Here is a 17636-nt window from a genome sequence, read left to right on the forward strand (position 1 = left end):
GCCGCGCTCGCTGCGCGGCAGGCGGTCGGGCCGGCGCTTGGGGTTCACGCCGTCGCGGGCGGGCCTTTCGGCACGCTCCGCGCGGGGCGCGGCGCCGACGCGCTCGACCAGCACGCGGCGGCCATTGGGATCGGCGATCGCCTTGTCGCGACGGCGAACCACCTCGCCGCTGGCCTCGCGGGTCTGGCGCTCGGCCTTGGGGTCGGCGCCCCGGCGCGGCGGGGCCTTGCGCTCGCGCTGCGGCTCGGCTTCGGCATCGCGCCAGACGGTGCGTTTCCAGGGCTTGTCGCTGCGGTCGTCGAGCGAGGGCGTGCGCTTGGCGTCGCTCTGCCAGCGCTCGCGCTCGGGCTTGCCGTCGCGGTCGCCGCTCTCGCGGCGGCGCGGGCGGTCCTCGCCGCTCGGGGCGCTCGGGGGGCGCGGCGGAGCCGCCGGCAGTTCGTCACGGCGCGGCGCCTCGAAATCGACGCCGGCCTTGGCCATCAGCTCCTCGCCGAGCTGGTCCTTCAGCACGCGCGAGCGGATCTCGTCGACCTCGCCCTCGGGCAGGTCGCCGAGCTGGAACGGCCCGAACGAGACCCGGATCAGCCGGTTCACGTCGAGGCCGAGATGCTCCAGCACCGTCTTAACCTCGCGGTTCTTGCCCTCGCGCAGATCCACCGTCAGCCAGGTGTTGGAGCCCTGCTGGCGTTCGAAACGCGCCACGACCGGGCCGTAGGACACGCCGTCGATGGTGACGCCGTCGCGCAGCGTGTCGAGCCTGTCCTGCGTCACCGAGCCGAAGGCGCGCACGCGGTAGCGCCGCAGCCAGCCGGTCTCGGGCAGCTCCAGCATGCGCGCCAGACCGCCATCATTGGTCAGCAGCAGCAGGCCTTCGGTGTTGATGTCGAGCCGCCCGATCGAGAGCACGCGCGGCAGATCCTCCGGCAGCGCCTCGAACACGGTCTGCCGGCCTTCGGGGTCGTGGTTGGTCGTCACCAGCCCGCGCGGCTTGTGGTAGAGCCACATCCGCGTGCGCTCGCGCGCCGGCAAGGGCTCGCCGTCGATCAGCACGATATCGTCGGGGCCGATATCGCGAGCCGGGCTTTCCAGCACCCGGCCATTCACGCTGACGCGGCCCTCGAGGATGATCGCCTCGCTGTCGCGGCGCGAGGCCACGCCGGCGCGCGCCATCACCTTGGCGATGCGCTCGGGCTCCAGGATCAGCGAGGGCAGCAGCTTGGCGTCGGAGACCGGCGCCGGCGCTTCTTCGCGGGGGCGCCTTGGACGCCCGGGGCCGTCGGAGCGCGGCCGGTCGGAGCGGGGCTTGTCGAAACGGGGCTTGTCGAAACGCTTGGGGCCGGCGCCGGGGCCACTGGGCCGCTCGCCACGCGGCGCGAAGCCCTCGCGGGCGGGCCGGCTCGAACTGCGCTCGCCATCGGGCCTGGACCGGAACGGCCGCTCGGCCGCACCTTCGCGGGCGGGACGCTCGGCACTGTCGCTGCGCGGCCTGAACGGCTTGCGTTCGACGCCCGCCGATGCGCCCGGACGAGGGGCCCTGCCGCCGAAACCGCCACCATCGCGACCGCCGCCAGGGCCACCACGCGAACCGCCGCCCTTGCCGCCGGCGCCGCCACTCTTGCGCGGGCCCCGGCTTTTCTGATTGTTGTCGTCGCTCATGACTGCTCCTGAGCGTGCCGCGCCAAAAGTGACAGGCACTCTCGCGAAAAGGTCAGCTCGAATTCTAAGGTGTAGCCGGCGCTTGTAGCAGAGCGACCCTGCGCCTGCGAGCGACAAAACGGAGGCTCCGTGCCGCAATCGCGCCCCTTACCGATGCCCGACCCGATGGCACTCGCCTTCGACGAGGCGCGCGCCGCTGCCGCGCGTGGCGAGGTGCCGGTCGGCGCCGTGGTGACGCGCGCCGGCATCGTGCTCGCCAGCGCCGGCAACCGCACGCTGGAATTGAAGGACCCGACCGCCCATGCCGAGATGCTGGCGCTGCGGCAGGCCTGTGACGCGATCGGCTCCGAGCGACTGATCGGCTGCGACCTGCATGTCACGCTTGAACCCTGCCCGATGTGCGCCGGCGCAATCTCGTTTGCCCGAATCCGCCGGCTCTATTTCGGCGCGGGCGACCCCAAGGGCGGCGCCGTCGAGAACGGTGTGCGGCTCTATGCCAGCCCGACCTGCCATCATGCTCCTGAGGTCTATGGCGGTTTGCGCGAAAGCGAGGCGGCCGAGTTGCTGCGCGGCTTCTTCCAGAGCAGGCGATAGCTGCTGTCGTCAGACCGCTTCGACGCCTGACGCAGCCCGACGCGATTTCAACCGCCAAGAGAGACTGAGGCGTTTTGCTCCTGATGGGTGGCTGGGCTCGCGCTGAACACATGAGCAGCCTCGCTGGGCGGCGATGCGTCCAGGACGACGGCCAGCGCATCGATCGCCGCCAGGGCGTCGCGCCGCGCCTGCTCGATCTCGCCAATTGCCGCCTGGGCATAGAGCGCCCGGGCGAACAGGCCGATGCAGGAAAAAGCCTCGTAGGTCGCCGCTTCGAGCACTTCGGATAAGGCGACGAACCGCAGGACGTTGTCGAGATGCGTCTCGGCGCAGGGGCCGAGCGTCTTGGCGTTCAGCGCGCCCGCCCGGAAGACCGCACTGCGCAGCGTCTCGATCTCGGACGTCAGATAATTCTGCACCTCGTCGGCCATTCACGCCTCCATGATGGAACGCATGCCCCTACGTGAAGGTATCATTGCGGAGGCCGGGTGGCATCGCCTCTCCGCGAGCTCGGTTACCGGCGCGTCAAGCCATTGCCTGCAAATCGTCGCGCCCGGCCCGCTCTCGCGCCTCGTCATCTGCCTCACCGCGAGAGCCGCAACCAAGCGCACGTCAACCGGCATCATCGGTTGACCGGCATCGTAGAGCGCTCGCGTTCCGGCGCATATCTGCGTTCATTTTCAGGTTCCGCGCCCGGTCTCTCCCCAAGGCGTGGCTATAGCTCCAGATCAATCAGCGCCGGCCCGCCTTGTTTTCGCCTTGCGATCTGTCTATTGGCAACGCCGAACCGCTCAACCAGACCAATCGATGGTGGATTGAGCATTCCATTTCCCCTTTTGTTGTTAGGTCAGTAATGCGTTGTATTGTTGCGGCCGTGATCTTCACGGCCTCTTTGCCTATGCTTGCCCGTGCAGAGCCCGCAATTGAACAGGTATCCTTCCAGCCGCAGGTCAAGAGCCTGCGCTGTCTCAAGCCGGAGGCGGTCGCCATGGTCAGGGAACTGGTCGAAAAGATCGGTCCGATCGAGATCACCTCGACCTGCGGCGGGCGGCACGCCCGGAATTCGCAACATTATCGCGGCAAGGCCATCGACTTCCGCCCGCTCAAGACCTCGCCGCGCAAAGCGGCCGCCATCGCCAAGACGATCGACAATGTCGGGGGGGTCGGTTCCTATTCGAACGGTCTCGTCCATGTCGATGTCGGCGACCGACGGCTCGCCTGGTTCGGCAAAAAGCGCGCCAATCGACGCGTCGCCTATAACAGCCGCGACCGCTGAGCGGGCCCGCATCGCCAGCCGGAAAGCATTCCCCCAGGCCGGCGCTGCGCGCCGGCCTGAACTGTCTGTAGAAGTTGCGGCTCAGACCAGCCCGACCGGGCGGCCCACGGCCTGGACCAGCAGGCGCGGGTCGCCGAAGAGGCGCTCCGCCACGCGCTTGACATCGGCCAGCGTCACGGCCGCGAACAGCCGGTTGCGCTCGGCCAGAAACTCCGGCTCAAAGCCGTTGATCGCCAGACCCAAGAGTTCGGAGGCGATCTTGGGCGAGGTGTCGAAGCGCAGAGGGTAGGAGCCGATGATGTAGCGCTTGGCCTCGGCGACCTCGTGCTCGCTGGGACCCTCATTGGCGAGCTTGGCCATTTCCTCGCGGATGACGCTCATCGATTCGGCGGCGCGCTCGTTCTTGGTCGCGGTGCCGCCGACCAGCATGGCGCTCTCGCGCAGCGGCAGCAGGCTCGACGAGACGCCATAGGCGAGGCCGCGCTTCTCGCGGACTTCCATGAACAGGCGCGAGGTGAAGGCGGAGCCGCCGAGGATGTGGTTGAGCACGCTGCCGGCGACGAAATCGGGGTCATGCCGCATCAGGCCGGGGCCGACGAAGCGGATGACTGTCTGCGGCACGTCGAGATCGATGACATGGGTCTGCCCGAGACCCTGGATCGGCAGCGGCTCGCGCGGCAGTGCGCGCGGCAGGCCTTCCGGCAAGGCACCGAAGAGCTGGTCGAGGCAGCGTGACAGTTCGTCGGCGGTGATGTCGCCGACGACAACCACCTTGAGTCCGGCGCGGGAGAGCAGGTCGCGCGTCAGCGTCCTCAGCGCCGGTGCCTCCAGCCGCGAGACGCTGTCGACATCGCCCTTGTCAGGGCGGGCATAGGCGTGGCCGGCGAAGGCTGCGGCGTAGAGCGCGTTGCGGCAGAGCGTCTCGGGGTTCTGCGCCTGGCGCTGCAGGCCGGAGATGACCTGCCCCTTCACCCGCTCGACGGCGTCGGCATCGAAGCGTGGCGCGTTGACGGCGAGCGCGAGCAGATCGAACGCCGTGTCGCGATGGCTCGACAGCGTCTGGAGATGGCCGTGAAAATCGTCGCGCCGCGCATCGAAGCCCAGGCTGATCGCATGGTCGGCGAGCTTGCCGTGGAAGGCCTCGGCGTCGAGATCGCCGGCACCCTCGTCGAGCAGGCCGGAGATGAGATAGGCGCTGCCGGCGGCGTTGTCGGGGTCGCGCGTCGCACCGCCGTCGAAGGCGAAGTCGACCGCGATCAGCGGCAGGCTGTGCTCCTCGACCAGCCAGGCCTCAACCCCTGAGGCCGAGCGAACCTTCTGGACGGCGACGGAGGGGCCAGCCAGGCTGGTGGCGGCGACGGGGACGGGAGCGTTCATGTCATGTCCTGACGGCGGGCGATGATCCGATGACGGACGGGCGCCCTGCCCTGTCGAGAAAAGGATGCGGCCACCTCAGGCCGCAGGCAAGAGCTCAGGCCGCGGGCAGGAGCAGGCCGGTGACGCTGCGATCGGGCCGCAGGTAGCGGCGCGCAGCCTCCACCACCGCCTCGCGCGGCACCGCCTCGATCCGCGCCGGCCAGGCCATCACGTCATCGACGGTTTCGCCCACCGCCAGCGACGACCCGAAGATGCGGGCAAGCGAGGACTGGCTGTCGCGGGCAAAGATCGTCTCGGCGACGAGGCGGGTGCGGGCGCGGGCCAGTTCGAGTTCGCTGGGCCCGTCGGCAAGAAAGGCGGCGAGCGCCGCATCCAGCCCGGCCTCGAGCGCCGCCATCTCGACGCCGGGGCGCGGGCTGGCGGAAACCTGAAAGGCGGCGCGATCGACCATCGAGCCCATGAAATAGGCGCTGGCGCCCGAGGCCAGCTCGGCTTCGACACAGAGCTTGCGGTAAAGCCGCGAGGTGGTGCCGCCGCCAAGAATTTCGGCGGCAATCTCCAGCGCGAAGGCCTCACCCCGGTCGCCGCTGAGATAGGTCGGCGTCAGCCAGCCGCGGCGCAGCGAGGGCTGGCGCACGCGCGGATCGCTCAGCGACACGCGACGCGCGGCGCGCGGCTCGGGTTCGGCCGGGCGTTTGCGAACCGGCGTCTCGCCCCGCGCGGGGATGACGCCATAGGTCTCTTCGGCCAGGCGACGCACGGTCGCGGCATCGGTATCGCCGGCGACGACGAGGATCGCGTTCTCGGGCGTGTAGAAGCGCTGGTAATAGGCGAAGGCGTCCGCACGATCGAGTCCCTCGATCTCGTGCTCCCAGCCGATGATCGGCGTGCCATAGGGATGATGTACGAACAGCGCCGAGGAAAACTCTTCGCCGAGCTGGGCGGCGGGGTCTGAATCGACCCGCATCTTGCGCTCTTCGAGCACGACATCGCGCTCGGGCGCCACGACGCCCTCATCGAAGGCAAGGCCTGTCATCCGGTCGGACTCATAGTCCATCATCGCGCGCAGATGCTCCTTCGGCACGCGCTGGAAATAGGCCGTGTAGTCGAAAGAGGTGAAGGCGTTTTCCTGGCCGCCGAAGCCGGCGACGATCTTGGAGAACTCGCCCGCCGGCCATTTCGCCGTGCCCTTGAACATCAGATGTTCGAGGAAATGCGCGATGCCCGATTTGCCGGCCGGATCATCGGCCGAGCCGTTGCGATACCAGACCATATGCGTCACCACCGGCGCGCGACGGTCCTGAACGACGACGACATCGAGGCCGTTGGCGAGCCGGAAGGATTCGACGGGTTGAGGCGCTTGCGACGGGGCGGCCTGGGGCTGCGAATGCATGTTCACCTGAGGCCGTCTCCAATGATGGGCGAGGTCGGCATGACCCCGAGCGGGTCTGCGCGGATGCAGCCTGCCATCCCGGGCAAGGCCAAGTCTTCTGTCAAGACAACGAAATAAGGCGGCCGGGCGCCGAACGCCAGTGCCGCCTTTCAGCGCATGCGTGGAGCCGAGCCGCAAGGGCGGTCACGACTCCGGCATCGGCCCTCACTGCATCGGGACCGTGCCGGTCAGGAACTCGCGCTGGCCCACGGCCTGCCGGTCCTCGACGGGGCCGCCCTGGCCCGGGCCCACCGGCGCGGTGCCGGCCGGGCGGCGATAGCCCACAGGCGGCTCGACCAGGGTGCGCCGCGCCGGCTCCTCGCCATAGACGAGCTGGTCGGCAGCGGCCTGGTTGTGGCGCGTCGCCAGTTCGCGGCCGATACGGATCGGCGCGATCTGGTTGTTGTAGTTGTTGTGATCCTCGGCGATCTCGGGGCGGCCGGTGTTGCGCGTGGTACGGCCGCGGCGCAGTTCTTCCTGGCTCAGCACCGGGTTGTTGCGCCAGTTCGGATTGAATGTCGGCACGCGGGCGCCCTCGGCTTCAGCGCGGCGGGCTGCGACGTCGGGATCGTTGGGCCAGGCAGCGTTGCGGGTGCTGGCGGGAGCCTGCGGGCGCGGCAGAACCGAATTGGGCGGGACGACGAGCGGCGGGCGCTGCCGATACTCGATATCGTCGCCCGGGCGGCCGCCGATGACGCCCTCCAGCAGGTTCTTGAAGAGCATGCCCTCCTGAGCCAGCGCGGGCTGGGCCGCAAACAGAAGGCCGCCGGCCAGCAGCAGATGCGTCACGCGGATGCGATGAGCCATGGTCAAACCTCCCTCGGGGGATATTGCTTCCCCGTCTCAAACCCCAGACGAACGGCAAAACGATGGCGCCGCCCGTCTTACGCCGATTTTTCCGCGCCGGGACGAAAGGACTCATACAGCAGCCCGGCCACCCCGACAACGATGGCCGCATCGGCAATGTTGAAGATGTACCAGCTGAAGCTGCCCCAATGCAGATGGACGAAGTCGACCACGGCGCCATAGACGGCGCGGTCGAGCCCGTTGCCGAGCGCGCCGCCGACGATCAAAGCGAGGCTGACGACGGTCAGCGTGCGCTCCTCGCGCCACATCCAGCGCCCCAGCCAGATCGCGGCCGCGACGGAGATGAACACCAGCGCCCAGCGCCCGATATCGGTGCCCTGCTGGAACAGCCCATAGGAAATGCCGCGATTCCAGGCCAGCACGATGTTCATGAACGGCGTCACGGCGAAGGGCCCGGTCTCCGCCAGGCGCAGACCGAAAAGCAGCCAGAGCTTCAGCGCCTGGTCGGCCAGGAAGACGACCAGGACGACGGCAAGGCCGAGGCGACGGGGAGCCGTCACGCCGCGCCCCGGCCGAGTTCCCGCAGCGCCTTGGCGTCACGCGGTGTTACCGTCGGGTAGGCCGCATCGGCCGTCGCCGGGTCGAAATACTTCCAGGAGCGGGCGCATTTCACGCCGGCCGCGCGATGCGGCACGACCGCGACGCCCGGCACATCGGGCAGGCGGAAGGCCTCCTGCGGCCCCTCGCCATTCTCGATGCGGATGCCCGAAGTGATGCTGATCTCGGCGAGATCAAGCCCCGACAATGCCGCCAGCAGATCGGAATCGGCGATGAAGACCTGCGGCGCGGCTTCCAGCGAGGAGCCGAGACGCTTGGCCGCGCGCTCCAATTCGAGCGCGCCGGTGACGACGCGGCGGACCTTGCGGATCTTGCTCCAGCGCTCGGCCAGTTCAGGATCGAGCCAGGCGACGGGAGCCTGCGCGAAGAGTTCGAGATGGACCGAGCCGTCGAGCGTCTTCTGCTCGGGATAGCGCTCGAGCCAGGCCTCCTCGGCCGTGAAGACTAGGATCGGCGCGAGCCAGGTCGTCAGGCAGCGGAAGAGATGATCGACGACGGTGAGCGCGCTCTTGCGGACATGGCTCGACAGCGGATCGCAATAGAGCGCGTCCTTGCGGACGTCGAAATAGAAGGCCGAGAGCTCGGTGTTCATGAACTGCGAGAGCAGCGTCACGACCTTCTTGTAGTCATAGGTCCGGTAAGCCTCCTCGACCTGCGGTCCGATCTCGGCCAGCCGGTGCAGCATCAGCCGCTCCAGCTCAGGCATGGTCTGGACTTCGGCGACGCGGATGTCCTCGCTGAAATGGGCGAGCGTGCCAAGCATCCAGCGCATCGTGTTGCGCAGCTTGCGATAGGTCTCGACGAAGGTCTTGAGGATCTCCTTGCCGATGCGCAGATCGTCGGAATAGTCAGCCGCCGCGACCCAGAGGCGCAGGATGTCGGCGCCGGAATCCTTGATGATGTCCTGCGGGGCGGTGACGTTGCCCTTGGACTTCGACATCTTCTCGCCCTTCTCATCGAGGCAGAAGCCGTGCGTCAGCACGATGTCGTAAGGAGCGCGGCCGCGCGTGCCACAGCTTTCGAGCAGCGAGGAGTGGAACCAGCCGCGATGCTGATCCGAGCCCTCGAGATACATCACGCGGTCATTGCCGCCGTCGCCGCGGCGCCGCGCCCTCAGATCGGCGCGCTTCTCCAGCGTGAAGGCATGGGTCGAGCCTGAATCGAACCAGACGTCGAGCACGTCGGTGACGCGCTCATATTGCGCCGGATCGTAGCCGTGAGGCGCCAGGAAGCGCGCCCCGTCCGTGTCGGTGAACCAGGCGTCCGCGCCCTCGGCCTCGAAGGCGTCGGCGATCGCGGCATTCACCTTCGCATCGACCAGGATGTCCTTGGTCTCCTTCTCGACAAAGACGGTGATCGGCACGCCCCAGGCGCGCTGGCGCGAGACCACCCAGTCAGGGCGGTTGGCGATCATGCCGTTGATGCGGTTCTCGCCGGCGGCGGGGACCCATTGCGTGTCCTTGATCGCCTTCAGCGCGCGGTTGCGCAGCGTATCGGTGTTGCCACCGGCGACCGGCTGCGGATCGGCCACATCCGGTGCGCCGGCCTCGCCGATCGGCTTGTCCATCGCGATGAACCATTGCGGCGTGTTGCGGAAGATGACCGGCTTCTTCGAGCGCCAGCTATGGGGATACTGGTGCTTGAGCCGGCCCCGAGCGACGAGATTGCCCGAGGCCGCGAGCGCCTTGATGACGACCTCGTTGGCGTTGCCCTTCTCGCCCGTGTCGGTGATGACCTGCGCGCCCTCGAAACCCGGCGCGTCCTTGGTGAAGCGGCCATCGGCATCGACGGTGTAGGGGATACGGGTCTCGATGCCGCGCTCGGCGAGTTGGCGGCCATTTGCCATCCAGACGTCGAAATCCTCGCGGCCATGGCCGGGGGCCGTGTGGACGAAGCCCGTGCCGGCCTCGTCGGTGACATGGTCGCCGTCGAGGAGAGGCACGGCGAAGTCGTAGCCGTGGCCGTTCAAAGGATGGTTGCACTGGACTGGGAAAAGGTCCCGCTCATCCAAATCCCCGACGAGTTCAAAAGCCTCAACCTTTGCTGCCTTGAACACGCCTTCTGCGAGATTTTTCGCAATCACATAAGTCGAGCCGATCTTGGCCCAATTGTTCTCGGGCGCAGCGATAACCTTGTAGAGACCGTATGCTATCTTACGGTTGTATGAGATTGCCCGATTGCCCGGGATCGTCCACGGCGTGGTTGTCCAAATGACAACCGAAGCATCGAGAAGACGATCTGCGACAGGTCCGAGCCCGAGCGCCATCGTCACCGGAAACGCCACGAACACCGTGTCGCTGACATGCTCCTCGTATTCGACCTCGGCCTCGGCGAGCGCGGTCTTCTCGACCACCGACCACATCACCGGCTTGGAGCCGCGATAGAGCTGGCCGGTCTCGGCGAATTTCATGATCTCGCGGGCGATCTGCGCCTCGGCGGGATAGGCCATGGTGAGATAGGGATCGTCCCAGTCGCCCTCGACGCCGAGCCGCTTGAACTCCTCGCGCTGGATGTCGACCCATTTCTCGGCAAAGGCGCGGCATTCCTTGCGGAACTCGACGACATCGACGTTGTCCTTGTTCAGGCCCTTGGCGCGGTACTGCTCCTCGATCTTCCATTCGATCGGCAGGCCGTGGCAGTCCCAGCCCGGCACGTAATTCGAGTCGTGGCCGAGCATCTGCTGCGAGCGGGTGACGAGGTCCTTCAGGACCTTGTTGAGCGCGTGGCCGATATGGATGTTGCCATTGGCGTAAGGGGGGCCGTCATGCAGGACGAAGCGGTCGCGGCCCTTCCCGGCCTCGCGCAGCTTGCGGTAGAGGTCCATCCTGGCCCAGCGCGCGAGCAGCTCCGGCTCGCGCTGCGGCAGGCCGGCCCGCATCGGGAACTCGGTCTGGGGCAGGAAGAGCGTCTGGGAATAGTCGATCGTGTCGGTTGGTTTGTCGGTCATGGTCCGGCTCGGGCAAGGCGGCCTGGCTGCCATGGTCATCTGGCGTGGCGCTGTCCGCTGTGAAATGGGCAGAAAATGCGATGGTCATCCCGGCTTGCGCGAGCGCCCGCGCCTCTAGCGCGGGGCGGCAGCCGGGCCCGTAATTCGCCGGAGCGGGATCATGGATATGGCGCGGAAAGCGAGCATGAGCGGCTTCTAGCAGGCGCGCGTCATGGAAGAAAGGGCGGCGTCTGGCCGAGAATGTCGCGCGCGCGGGCGCTGTCGGCGTCCATCTGCGCGATCAGGGCGGGCAGCGAGTCGAACTTCGCCTCGCCGCGCAGCCAGGAGACGAAGGCGACATCGACTTGGCTGCCGTAGAGATCGCCCGCGAAGTCGAAGACGAAGGTCTCCAGCCGCGGTGCGCCGTCATCGAAGGTCGGGCGGCTGCCGAAGCTGGCGACGCCATCATGCCAGACGCCGTCGATCTTCATCCGCACGGCATATATGCCGTATTTCAGCCTGCAGTCGCGGGCGAGATGCATGTTGGCGGTGGGATAGCCGAGATCGCGGCCACGCTTGTCGCCATGGGCGATGATACCGCGCACAAGCCAGGGGCGGCCGATATAATCCCCGGCGCGAGCGACATCGCCCTGCTCCAGCAAATTGCGGATCAGGGTCGAGGACACCGCTTCGCCATTCCAGACATAAGGCGGCACCACCACGACGGGGACGGCCTGCGCCTCGCCGCGCGCCTGCAGCATTTCGGGATCGCCGCGCCGCCCCTGCCCGAAATGAAAATCATAGCCGCAGACGAGCCCGGACACGCCGAGCTTGGCGAACAGAAGATCAGCGATGAATTTCTCGGCCGGAATCGCCGCGATGTCGCGGTTGAAGGGCAAGACGAAGGTCAAAGGCAGGCCGATCTGCCCCAGCAGTTCGGTCTTGAGCGCCGGTGGCGTCAGGCGGAAGACCGGTTCCTCTGGCCTGAAGACACTGCGCGGATGCGGCTCGAAGGTCAGCGCAGCCGGCCTGCGGTCAAGCTGTTTGCCCAGCTCGGTGGCTTCTCGCGCGAGCTCGGCATGGCCGCGATGGACGCCGTCGAAATTACCGAGCGCGATCACCGCGCCGCGCAGCGCGGCAGGTACGGGCTTGTCGAAGTCGAGCACGAAGCTGCTTGAGGGGTCGGCGGGCGTGGTCATCGGGCAAGGCGATCCGGACGCCCGGGACGTGCCGGGCGGCCCGTCATTGGCCAGAGGCGGCGATGCGTCAAGCCGCCGGGCTTATTCCGCGGCGCGATGTCCGGCCCGCGAGGGCGGCAGCGCGACCCAGGCCTCACCCTCCAGCACCGCCTTGCCATCGACCAGGCATTCGCAGAACAGCCTGGCGCGACGCCGCTCGGCAACCAGTTCCATGACCTCGACGCGGACCATCACGACGTCGCCGATCTTCACCGGCGCGAGAAACGTCAGGGTCTGCGACAGGTAAACCGCGCCCGGACCAGGCAGCCGCGTGCCGAGCAGGGCCGAGACCAGGCTCGCGGTGAGCATGCCATGGGCGATGCGCTGGCCGAATTTGGTGTTGGCGGCATAGCGGTCGCAGAGATGGATGGGGTTGGCGTCGCCGGAGAGGTCAGCGAAAAGCGAGACGTCGCGCTCCATCACCGTGCGCATCAGGCTCTCGCTCTGGCCGATCGCCAGATCCTCAAAGGCGTGGACGGTGTAGAGCGCACTGCTCATCGCTGTGGTTCACCTGCATGGTCGGCACGGCACGGATAAGCACCGCCAGGGCCGATCTGTCGGGATCGCGAGCCTGTCACAGCCGTTGCAGGCGAGCCATTCAACTTTGGTGGCTTGAACGGATGGCGCATGCCGTAGCGTCACTCTCCCATTGGATTAACGGCTTTGAAATACGGGCAGGCTATCCCTTGGGAACCAATAACGACGGCCGCAATTGAAGCGGCACGGCGTGGGCTCGGCCCGCGCCTTCACCGCTTGCTTGGAGCACCGCAATGGCTCTCGATCCAACCATGCCGATCCTGGTGGTCGATGATTACCAGACCATGGTCCGGATCATTCGCAACCTCCTGAAACAGCTTGGCTTCGAGAATGTCGACGATGCCTCGGACGGTCAGGCCGCGATCGCCAAGATGCGCGACAAGCAATATGGGCTGGTGATCTCGGACTGGAACATGGAGCCGATGACGGGCTTCGAACTGCTGCAGCGCGTGCGCGAGGAAGATGCCCTGTCGGCAACGCCCTTCATCATGGTCACCGCCGAATCCCGCACCGAAAACGTCATCGCCGCCAAGAAGGCCGGCGTGAACAACTACATCGTCAAGCCGTTCAACGCGCAGACGCTTCGCTCCAAGATCGAATCCGTCTGCACCGCCTGAGCGCGGTGAAGGGCGCGGGCGCCCCTGGTCACCAGACGAGATGCGGCATCGCATAGGCCGGGCGATGGCTCTGCCGGCTGAGCCAGCCATGGCGCTCGTCCCAGGACGCTGCCATCAGATCCTGGGCATGGATGCCCGCCAGGACCATGATCCCGGTCGCGCCGATGGCGTGTGCCCCCGCGATATCGGTGCGGATGGCGTCGCCGATGGCACAAACCCGCTCGCGAGCGACCGGCGCGCCCCGCCTAGCCTGCGCCAGGGCAAACGCCCGTTCATAGATCGGCGGGTGCGGCTTGCCCGCATAGACCACCTTGCCGCCAAGCTCCTCATAGGCCAGTGCCACCGAACCGGCGCAGGGCACGATGCGGCCGCCGCGCTCGACCACGAGATCGGGATTGGCGCAGATCATCTCCAGCCCGCGCGCGGCAAAGCCGGCGAGCAGGTCGGCATAGGTTGCCGCCGTTTCGGTCTCGTCATCGCGCAAACCGGTGCAGAGCACGTAAGCCGCCTCGCCGACACCAACTTCCGGCGCATCGAGACCAGCAATCAGCGGAAGATCGCGATCGGGGCCGAGCCTGAACATCGGCTGCCCGGCACGCTCCTGGATCAAGGCGCGGCAGGCATCGCCCGAGGTGACGATGGCGTCCCAGGCCGCCTGGGGCACGCCGAACCCTTCGAGCTGGCGCTGAATCTCGAACTGCGGACGCGGCGCGTTGGTGACGAGGACCACGGTGATGCCGCGTTCGCGCATGGCCATCAGGGCCTCGACCGCAGCGCCGAACGCGGCCCCGCCATTATGGACGACCCCCCAGATGTCGCAGAGGCACAGATCGAAGTCGTCGGCGATCTGGGCGAAACCCGGAAGCGGCAGGGTGGCAGCAGTCTTCAATGGCAACACGGCGCGTCACTCCTAGAGCCTTGGGTCGCCAATCCCTCTACAGCATCGAACCGGTTCTCGCATCCGCAGCAAAGCCGGGACGATGCGCCCAGGCCGCAGGCCGAGCTGGCTGCGGCTCGTCCTAGCCGGTTCAAGCGGTGGCGCGACGCAGCACGGAACGGAAGGACTGGCGTTCGGGAACGGCCTGAGCCGGCGGCGGAGCGGCCGGCACGGGATATCCGATGATTTCGGCCGCATGAGACGGCGCGGGTTCCGGCGCGGGCACGGTGGGAGCGGGTACGGGCGCCGGTTCGGCAAAAACATCGGGCTTGACCGGCCGCGGCGGCGAAAACACCGGCCCCTGCCCCATTGTCACGCCGAGTTCGATCATATCGGCGACGGCGGGATCGTTTTCGACCTCGTCGGCGATCAGCACGATCGAGGCGCGGGCGAGCAGCGTTGACAGATCCCCTGCGGCGATATCGGAAGCCTGCCCATCGGCCTGGGCCGTCAGCAGGGCCGAAGGCGCCTTGACGAAGCGGATGCCGCGGTCGAACAACGACACAGGATCGAGCCGCAGATCGACGAGCTGGTCGAGAGCGAAGCGCACGCCATTGGCCGACATCGCCCCAAGCAGCCCCAGACTCGTGGGATCGAGACCGCGAAAGACGCTCTGCGGCATCTCGACGATCAGATGGCCGGTATGTTCGCGGTATTTCTCGAGGATGCGCGCCAGCGTCGCCAAGGCCTTCGATGAACCCCAGGTCGCCGTGCTGAAATTGCAGGAGACGAAGAGTCCGCCCTCCTTCGAGCCGAGATGGCGGGCGATTGCCAGCGCACGTGTGAGGACCAGGGCATCCAGTGTGGGACCGAAGCCGCGCTCCTCGATGACGGGCAGGAATTCATGCGGCAGCAGCAGCGTATTCTCGTCGAGCCGCAGGCGCACCAGCGCCTCGTAACCGCGGGTCCGGCGCTGTGGCAGCTGGACGATCGGCTGCAGGTAGACCTCGACCTTGCCTTCCGAGAGCGCCGTGCTGATGACTGCGGCGCGTTCGGCTTCGGCCTGTTCGCGCGCCTGCCGCGCTGTTTCGGCGCGCTCGGTTGCCAACGCCCGCAGACGCTCCTGCCGAGCCGCCTCGGGATCGATCACCACAAGCGGCGCCGACATGGGCGCCGGTTCAGCTGCGGACGCCACCCGCGACTGCATCGTCGCCAGCGCGGCATCGTGATCGGCCAGCGTCGTGGCGACTTGGTGGATCAGGTCGCCCAGCAGGCCCACTTCGGCCGTCAGTTCGTTGATGGCAGCGCGTGCTGGGGCGGCATCGACATCGCGCATCGGCAGCTGCTCGACACGCTTCGCCAGGGCATCGAGCCGGATGGCATTGGTCGCGAGCCGGACCTTGACCTCGCCGATGCCGGCGAGCACTTGCTCCCGCTGCGCCAGCGCGAGCCTCTGCGTGATCCAGGCGGAGCCGAGCCAGCCGCCGCCGGCCAAGAGCAGGCCAAGCGCCATGCCCAACGACGTCGGCATCAGAAGCGTCAGGGCCGCGCCCGCGCACAGCCCGGTGACCGCGCTGGCGAGAGGATGCAGGGCAGTGCGTCGGAGAGAAGCCAAAAGCAGCAGTCGCGCCAGGGGTTGATCGGAAAAACAACGAATCACACCACTGCGTAGCAGATTACCTTCATGCTTGCCTGCAAGCGAGCTTTCCCGCGGAACCCGCGCCAATTGCGAAACGTCGTCAAGGCACGACGGGCCGGGTCAGGCCGCGTCAGGTTACTGGAGGCCGAGATCGTCGAGGATACGTTTGATGACGGCTGCGCCGAAGCCCCGGCGCATCAACCATTGCTGCGGATCGGCTTCGAACAGAGGGTAATGGCTGCAGAGCTTGGTCAGGGCCTCGGTCTTTTCGCCCATGTTGCCCCTCTGGACAGCCCTGATGGCGCGCCCCAGCAAAGCATAGGGATGCGTACTGTCGCCGAGAAATTCGCCATGGGCGCGCGAGACCTGTTGCGCATTCAAGAGATGGGCGCCCAGGAACGCGAAGAAATCATAGGAGGGCGGGCGCCCGGCACTGATCTGAATCGCCTTTTCGACGAGCGGCAGCCCTTCCGCCGGGCGGTTCAGCTGAATGTAGCGGGCGCCGAGCGTGGCCAGGATATCGGAATCATACGGGTTGCGCGACATTGCCAGCTGTCCGGCCCTGAGCCCCTCCTCGGCGGCACCGCGTGCAAAAAGCGCGATCATCATGACCTGCTGGGCCCTGGCGCTCGATGGCGCCAGCCGCACCGCGGTCAAGGCCTCGGACAAGGCGCGCTCGAGCGGCGGTTCCGGCAGCGCATTGAAGCCGAAATTGTATTCGAACTGGCTGAGGAAGCTCAGCTGCGCCCAGGCGGGATAGAAAGTCGGATCGCGCCGAACCAACTCCTGCAGGCAGTTGCGGGCCGCGAGATGGTCCTCCTTGGCCATGACCCGCCGAAAATCCATTGCCCGGTAGATGCAAGGCATCGGTCCGGAATCCGGGTTCTGGCGAATATCGGCATGGATGATGCCGAAGGGTTCGGCCAGGCGGGCCGCCAGGCGCCGGGCGATGTCGGGCACATCGGCGTCATCGGCGCGAAAGGCTCGCGTTGAGGCAGCCGACCAGACGATTCGACCGTCGCGAACGGAGCGCAGCCGGGCAAAGCTTTCCATGGCCCCATCGACCGTTTCGCCCGTGACCTCGAAGACATAATCGGCACCCGCCGGCAAAGCCTCGCCGACCTGCGGCATCTTGACCGTGACGAGATCGTCGAACCGCGACAACGCGTCGACCAGGAAGCTCGAGAACCGGCGCGCGGTTGCAGCGAGACCGGGATCGCCTGGCGGATCGGGGAGCGAGATGACCAGGATCGTCGTCTCGAGCGCAGCTGCCGGAGCCGAAATGTTCGGGCCGACCGCTGTTGCCGGGCCGGCGATCGGCAGGGCTGCGCCTCGCGTTGCGGTATCGCGGCCCAGCAGGCCACCATGCCAGGCGCCCAGCGACAGCAGCGCGAGCGACAAGGCTGCCCCGGCCATCACCGGCCAGCGCTTCGCGACCCGTCGCTCAAAGTCCGGATTTTGGGATCGCTGCGTCGGCCCGGATGTCGTGGAATCGACGGGACCGAAAAGGGGCTCGCCTGCGGGCCCTGACGCGGTCATCGTGGCGGAAGCGACATCAAGGCGCTCGAAGGCCGGAATATAGGCGCCGACCGGGATGGTGATCCGCACCGGATCGGCGGCGCCCTCGCCTGCATAATATTGCGCGAGCGCCCGGCGAAGCCGGCCGGCCTCGACGCGCACGATCGGATCAGCCTGCGGATCGAAACTGGCGGACCGACCGAACGCCTCGACCGCGATGGTGTAGCCTTTCAACTCGGCGGAGCGCCCCGCAACGGCGCGCTCGACGATGAAGGCGAGAAAAGCCGAAAGCTGCGGCGCCGCGCGGAACGCGTCGGATGCGAGGACGCGTGCGAGCCCCGCGCGAATCGCTGCCTGGGATCCGCCGTCGATCTCGTCAGAAGCTGCTTCGTTGTCCTGCATGGGGTCCGGTTCGGTTTGCGCCCCTTCTGCTCGTTAGCGCAAGAGCGACGTTAGGTCATCCCGCAACGCGGTGTTGGCCCGCCTCTTGCGGTGCAGCCATGCCGCTTCGCACCGACAATTTA

General features: G+C 67.3%; 15 protein-coding genes. 3 read left to right on the forward strand and 12 right to left on the reverse strand.

Going from position 1 to position 17636, the window contains the following annotated elements; translation table 11 throughout:
• The coding region (locus IP69_RS11440; RefSeq protein WP_054142955.1) for a pseudouridine synthase at positions 1-1656 on the reverse strand (1656 nt) is incomplete at its 3' end.
• 165 nt (positions 1657-1821) lie between these two features.
• Between IP69_RS11440 and IP69_RS11445 the strand changes: the two genes are divergently transcribed.
• On the forward strand, positions 1822-2250 hold the full coding sequence (locus IP69_RS11445) for a nucleoside deaminase (protein WP_197279829.1): 429 nt from the start codon (positions 1822-1824) through the stop codon (positions 2248-2250).
• Positions 2251-2297: 47 nt separating this feature from the next.
• Here the strand turns inward: IP69_RS11445 and IP69_RS11450 are convergent, their stop codons facing one another.
• Positions 2298-2681 carry a hypothetical protein gene (locus IP69_RS11450; RefSeq protein WP_054142957.1) on the reverse strand — a complete coding sequence of 128 codons (384 nt, stop codon included), beginning with the start codon at positions 2679-2681 and terminating at the stop codon, positions 2298-2300.
• A gap of 317 nt (positions 2682-2998) precedes the next feature.
• Here IP69_RS11450 and IP69_RS11460 point away from each other — a divergent pair, with 317 nt between their 5' ends.
• Entirely contained in the window at positions 2999-3526 is a 528-nt protein-coding gene (locus IP69_RS11460; protein ID WP_156323408.1) for a DUF882 domain-containing protein, read from the forward strand.
• Positions 3527-3607: 81 nt separating this feature from the next.
• Here the strand turns inward: IP69_RS11460 and IP69_RS11465 are convergent, their stop codons facing one another.
• The 7 genes from IP69_RS11465 to IP69_RS11495 all read right to left on the reverse strand — a co-directional run bounded on the left by IP69_RS11465 (position 3608) and on the right by IP69_RS11495 (position 12422).
• Positions 3608-4903 carry a pitrilysin family protein gene (locus IP69_RS11465; RefSeq protein ID WP_054142960.1) on the reverse strand — a complete coding sequence of 432 codons (1296 nt, stop codon included), beginning with the start codon at positions 4901-4903 and terminating at the stop codon, positions 3608-3610.
• A 94-nt stretch (positions 4904-4997) separates the two neighbouring features.
• Positions 4998-6296: a pitrilysin family protein gene (locus IP69_RS11470; RefSeq protein WP_054142961.1), complete on the reverse strand. Its 1299-nt coding sequence runs from the start codon at positions 6294-6296 to the stop codon at positions 4998-5000.
• A 204-nt stretch (positions 6297-6500) separates the two neighbouring features.
• The gene (locus IP69_RS11475) at positions 6501-7142 is read right to left on the reverse strand and encodes a hypothetical protein (RefSeq protein WP_054142962.1); all 642 of its coding nucleotides are present in this window, start codon (positions 7140-7142) and stop codon (positions 6501-6503) included.
• Positions 7143-7219: 77 nt separating this feature from the next.
• Positions 7220-7702, reverse strand: coding sequence for a signal peptidase II (gene lspA, locus IP69_RS11480; protein ID WP_054142963.1), 483 nt, complete (start codon positions 7700-7702; stop codon positions 7220-7222).
• Complete coding sequence (gene ileS / locus IP69_RS11485) at positions 7699-10707, reverse strand: isoleucine--tRNA ligase (RefSeq protein ID WP_054142964.1); 3009 nt, start codon at positions 10705-10707, stop codon at positions 7699-7701. Before ileS ends, lspA begins: the two co-directional genes overlap by 4 nt.
• A gap of 209 nt (positions 10708-10916) precedes the next feature.
• The gene (locus tag IP69_RS11490; protein ID WP_054142965.1) at positions 10917-11885 is read right to left on the reverse strand and encodes a bifunctional riboflavin kinase/FAD synthetase; all 969 of its coding nucleotides are present in this window, start codon (positions 11883-11885) and stop codon (positions 10917-10919) included.
• An 81-nt stretch (positions 11886-11966) separates the two neighbouring features.
• Positions 11967-12422: a MaoC family dehydratase gene (locus tag IP69_RS11495; protein ID WP_054142966.1), complete on the reverse strand. Its 456-nt coding sequence runs from the start codon at positions 12420-12422 to the stop codon at positions 11967-11969.
• Positions 12423-12694: 272 nt separating this feature from the next.
• Here IP69_RS11495 and IP69_RS11500 point away from each other — a divergent pair, with 272 nt between their 5' ends.
• Positions 12695-13078 carry a response regulator gene (locus IP69_RS11500; protein WP_054142967.1) on the forward strand — a complete coding sequence of 128 codons (384 nt, stop codon included), beginning with the start codon at positions 12695-12697 and terminating at the stop codon, positions 13076-13078.
• A gap of 28 nt (positions 13079-13106) precedes the next feature.
• On the opposite strand, the gene IP69_RS11505 is transcribed toward IP69_RS11500, so the two are convergent.
• The 3 genes from IP69_RS11505 to IP69_RS11515 all read right to left on the reverse strand — a co-directional run bounded on the left by IP69_RS11505 (position 13107) and on the right by IP69_RS11515 (position 17514).
• Positions 13107-13976: a TIGR01459 family HAD-type hydrolase gene (locus IP69_RS11505; protein ID WP_156323409.1), complete on the reverse strand. Its 870-nt coding sequence runs from the start codon at positions 13974-13976 to the stop codon at positions 13107-13109.
• A gap of 130 nt (positions 13977-14106) precedes the next feature.
• Entirely contained in the window at positions 14107-15486 is a 1380-nt protein-coding gene (locus tag IP69_RS11510; protein ID WP_156323410.1) for an EAL domain-containing protein, read from the reverse strand.
• Positions 15487-15729: 243 nt separating this feature from the next.
• On the reverse strand, positions 15730-17514 hold the full coding sequence (locus IP69_RS11515; protein WP_054142970.1) for a hypothetical protein: 1785 nt from the start codon (positions 17512-17514) through the stop codon (positions 15730-15732).
• Positions 17515-17636: the final 122 nt, after the last annotated feature.

The organism is Allobosea sp. AAP35 (assembly GCF_001295925.1).
Classification (GTDB): Bacteria; Pseudomonadota; Alphaproteobacteria; order Rhizobiales; family Beijerinckiaceae; genus Allobosea.

Bases quoted from the DNA above. Each gene is read 5' to 3' on its own strand.
- IP69_RS11465 (WP_054142960.1), bottom strand. From the start codon at position 4,903: ATGAACGCTCCCGTCCCCGTCGCCGCCACCAGCCTGGCTGGCCCCTCC.
- IP69_RS11495 (WP_054142966.1), bottom strand. From the start codon at position 12,422: ATGAGCAGTGCGCTCTACACCGTCCACGCCTTTGAGGATCTGGCGATC.
- IP69_RS11490 (WP_054142965.1), bottom strand. From the start codon at position 11,885: ATGACCACGCCCGCCGACCCCTCAAGCAGCTTCGTGCTCGACTTCGAC.
- ileS (WP_054142964.1), bottom strand. From the start codon at position 10,707: ATGACCGACAAACCAACCGACACGATCGACTATTCCCAGACGCTCTTC.
- IP69_RS11515 (WP_054142970.1), bottom strand. From the start codon at position 17,514: ATGCAGGACAACGAAGCAGCTTCTGACGAGATCGACGGCGGATCCCAG.
- IP69_RS11450 (WP_054142957.1), bottom strand. From the start codon at position 2,681: ATGGCCGACGAGGTGCAGAATTATCTGACGTCCGAGATCGAGACGCTG.
- IP69_RS11475 (WP_054142962.1), bottom strand. From the start codon at position 7,142: ATGGCTCATCGCATCCGCGTGACGCATCTGCTGCTGGCCGGCGGCCTT.
- IP69_RS11510 (WP_156323410.1), bottom strand. From the start codon at position 15,486: ATGCCGACGTCGTTGGGCATGGCGCTTGGCCTGCTCTTGGCCGGCGGC.
- IP69_RS11470 (WP_054142961.1), bottom strand. From the start codon at position 6,296: ATGCATTCGCAGCCCCAGGCCGCCCCGTCGCAAGCGCCTCAACCCGTC.
- IP69_RS11445 (WP_197279829.1), top strand. From the start codon at position 1,822: ATGGCACTCGCCTTCGACGAGGCGCGCGCCGCTGCCGCGCGTGGCGAG.
- IP69_RS11500 (WP_054142967.1), top strand. From the start codon at position 12,695: ATGGCTCTCGATCCAACCATGCCGATCCTGGTGGTCGATGATTACCAG.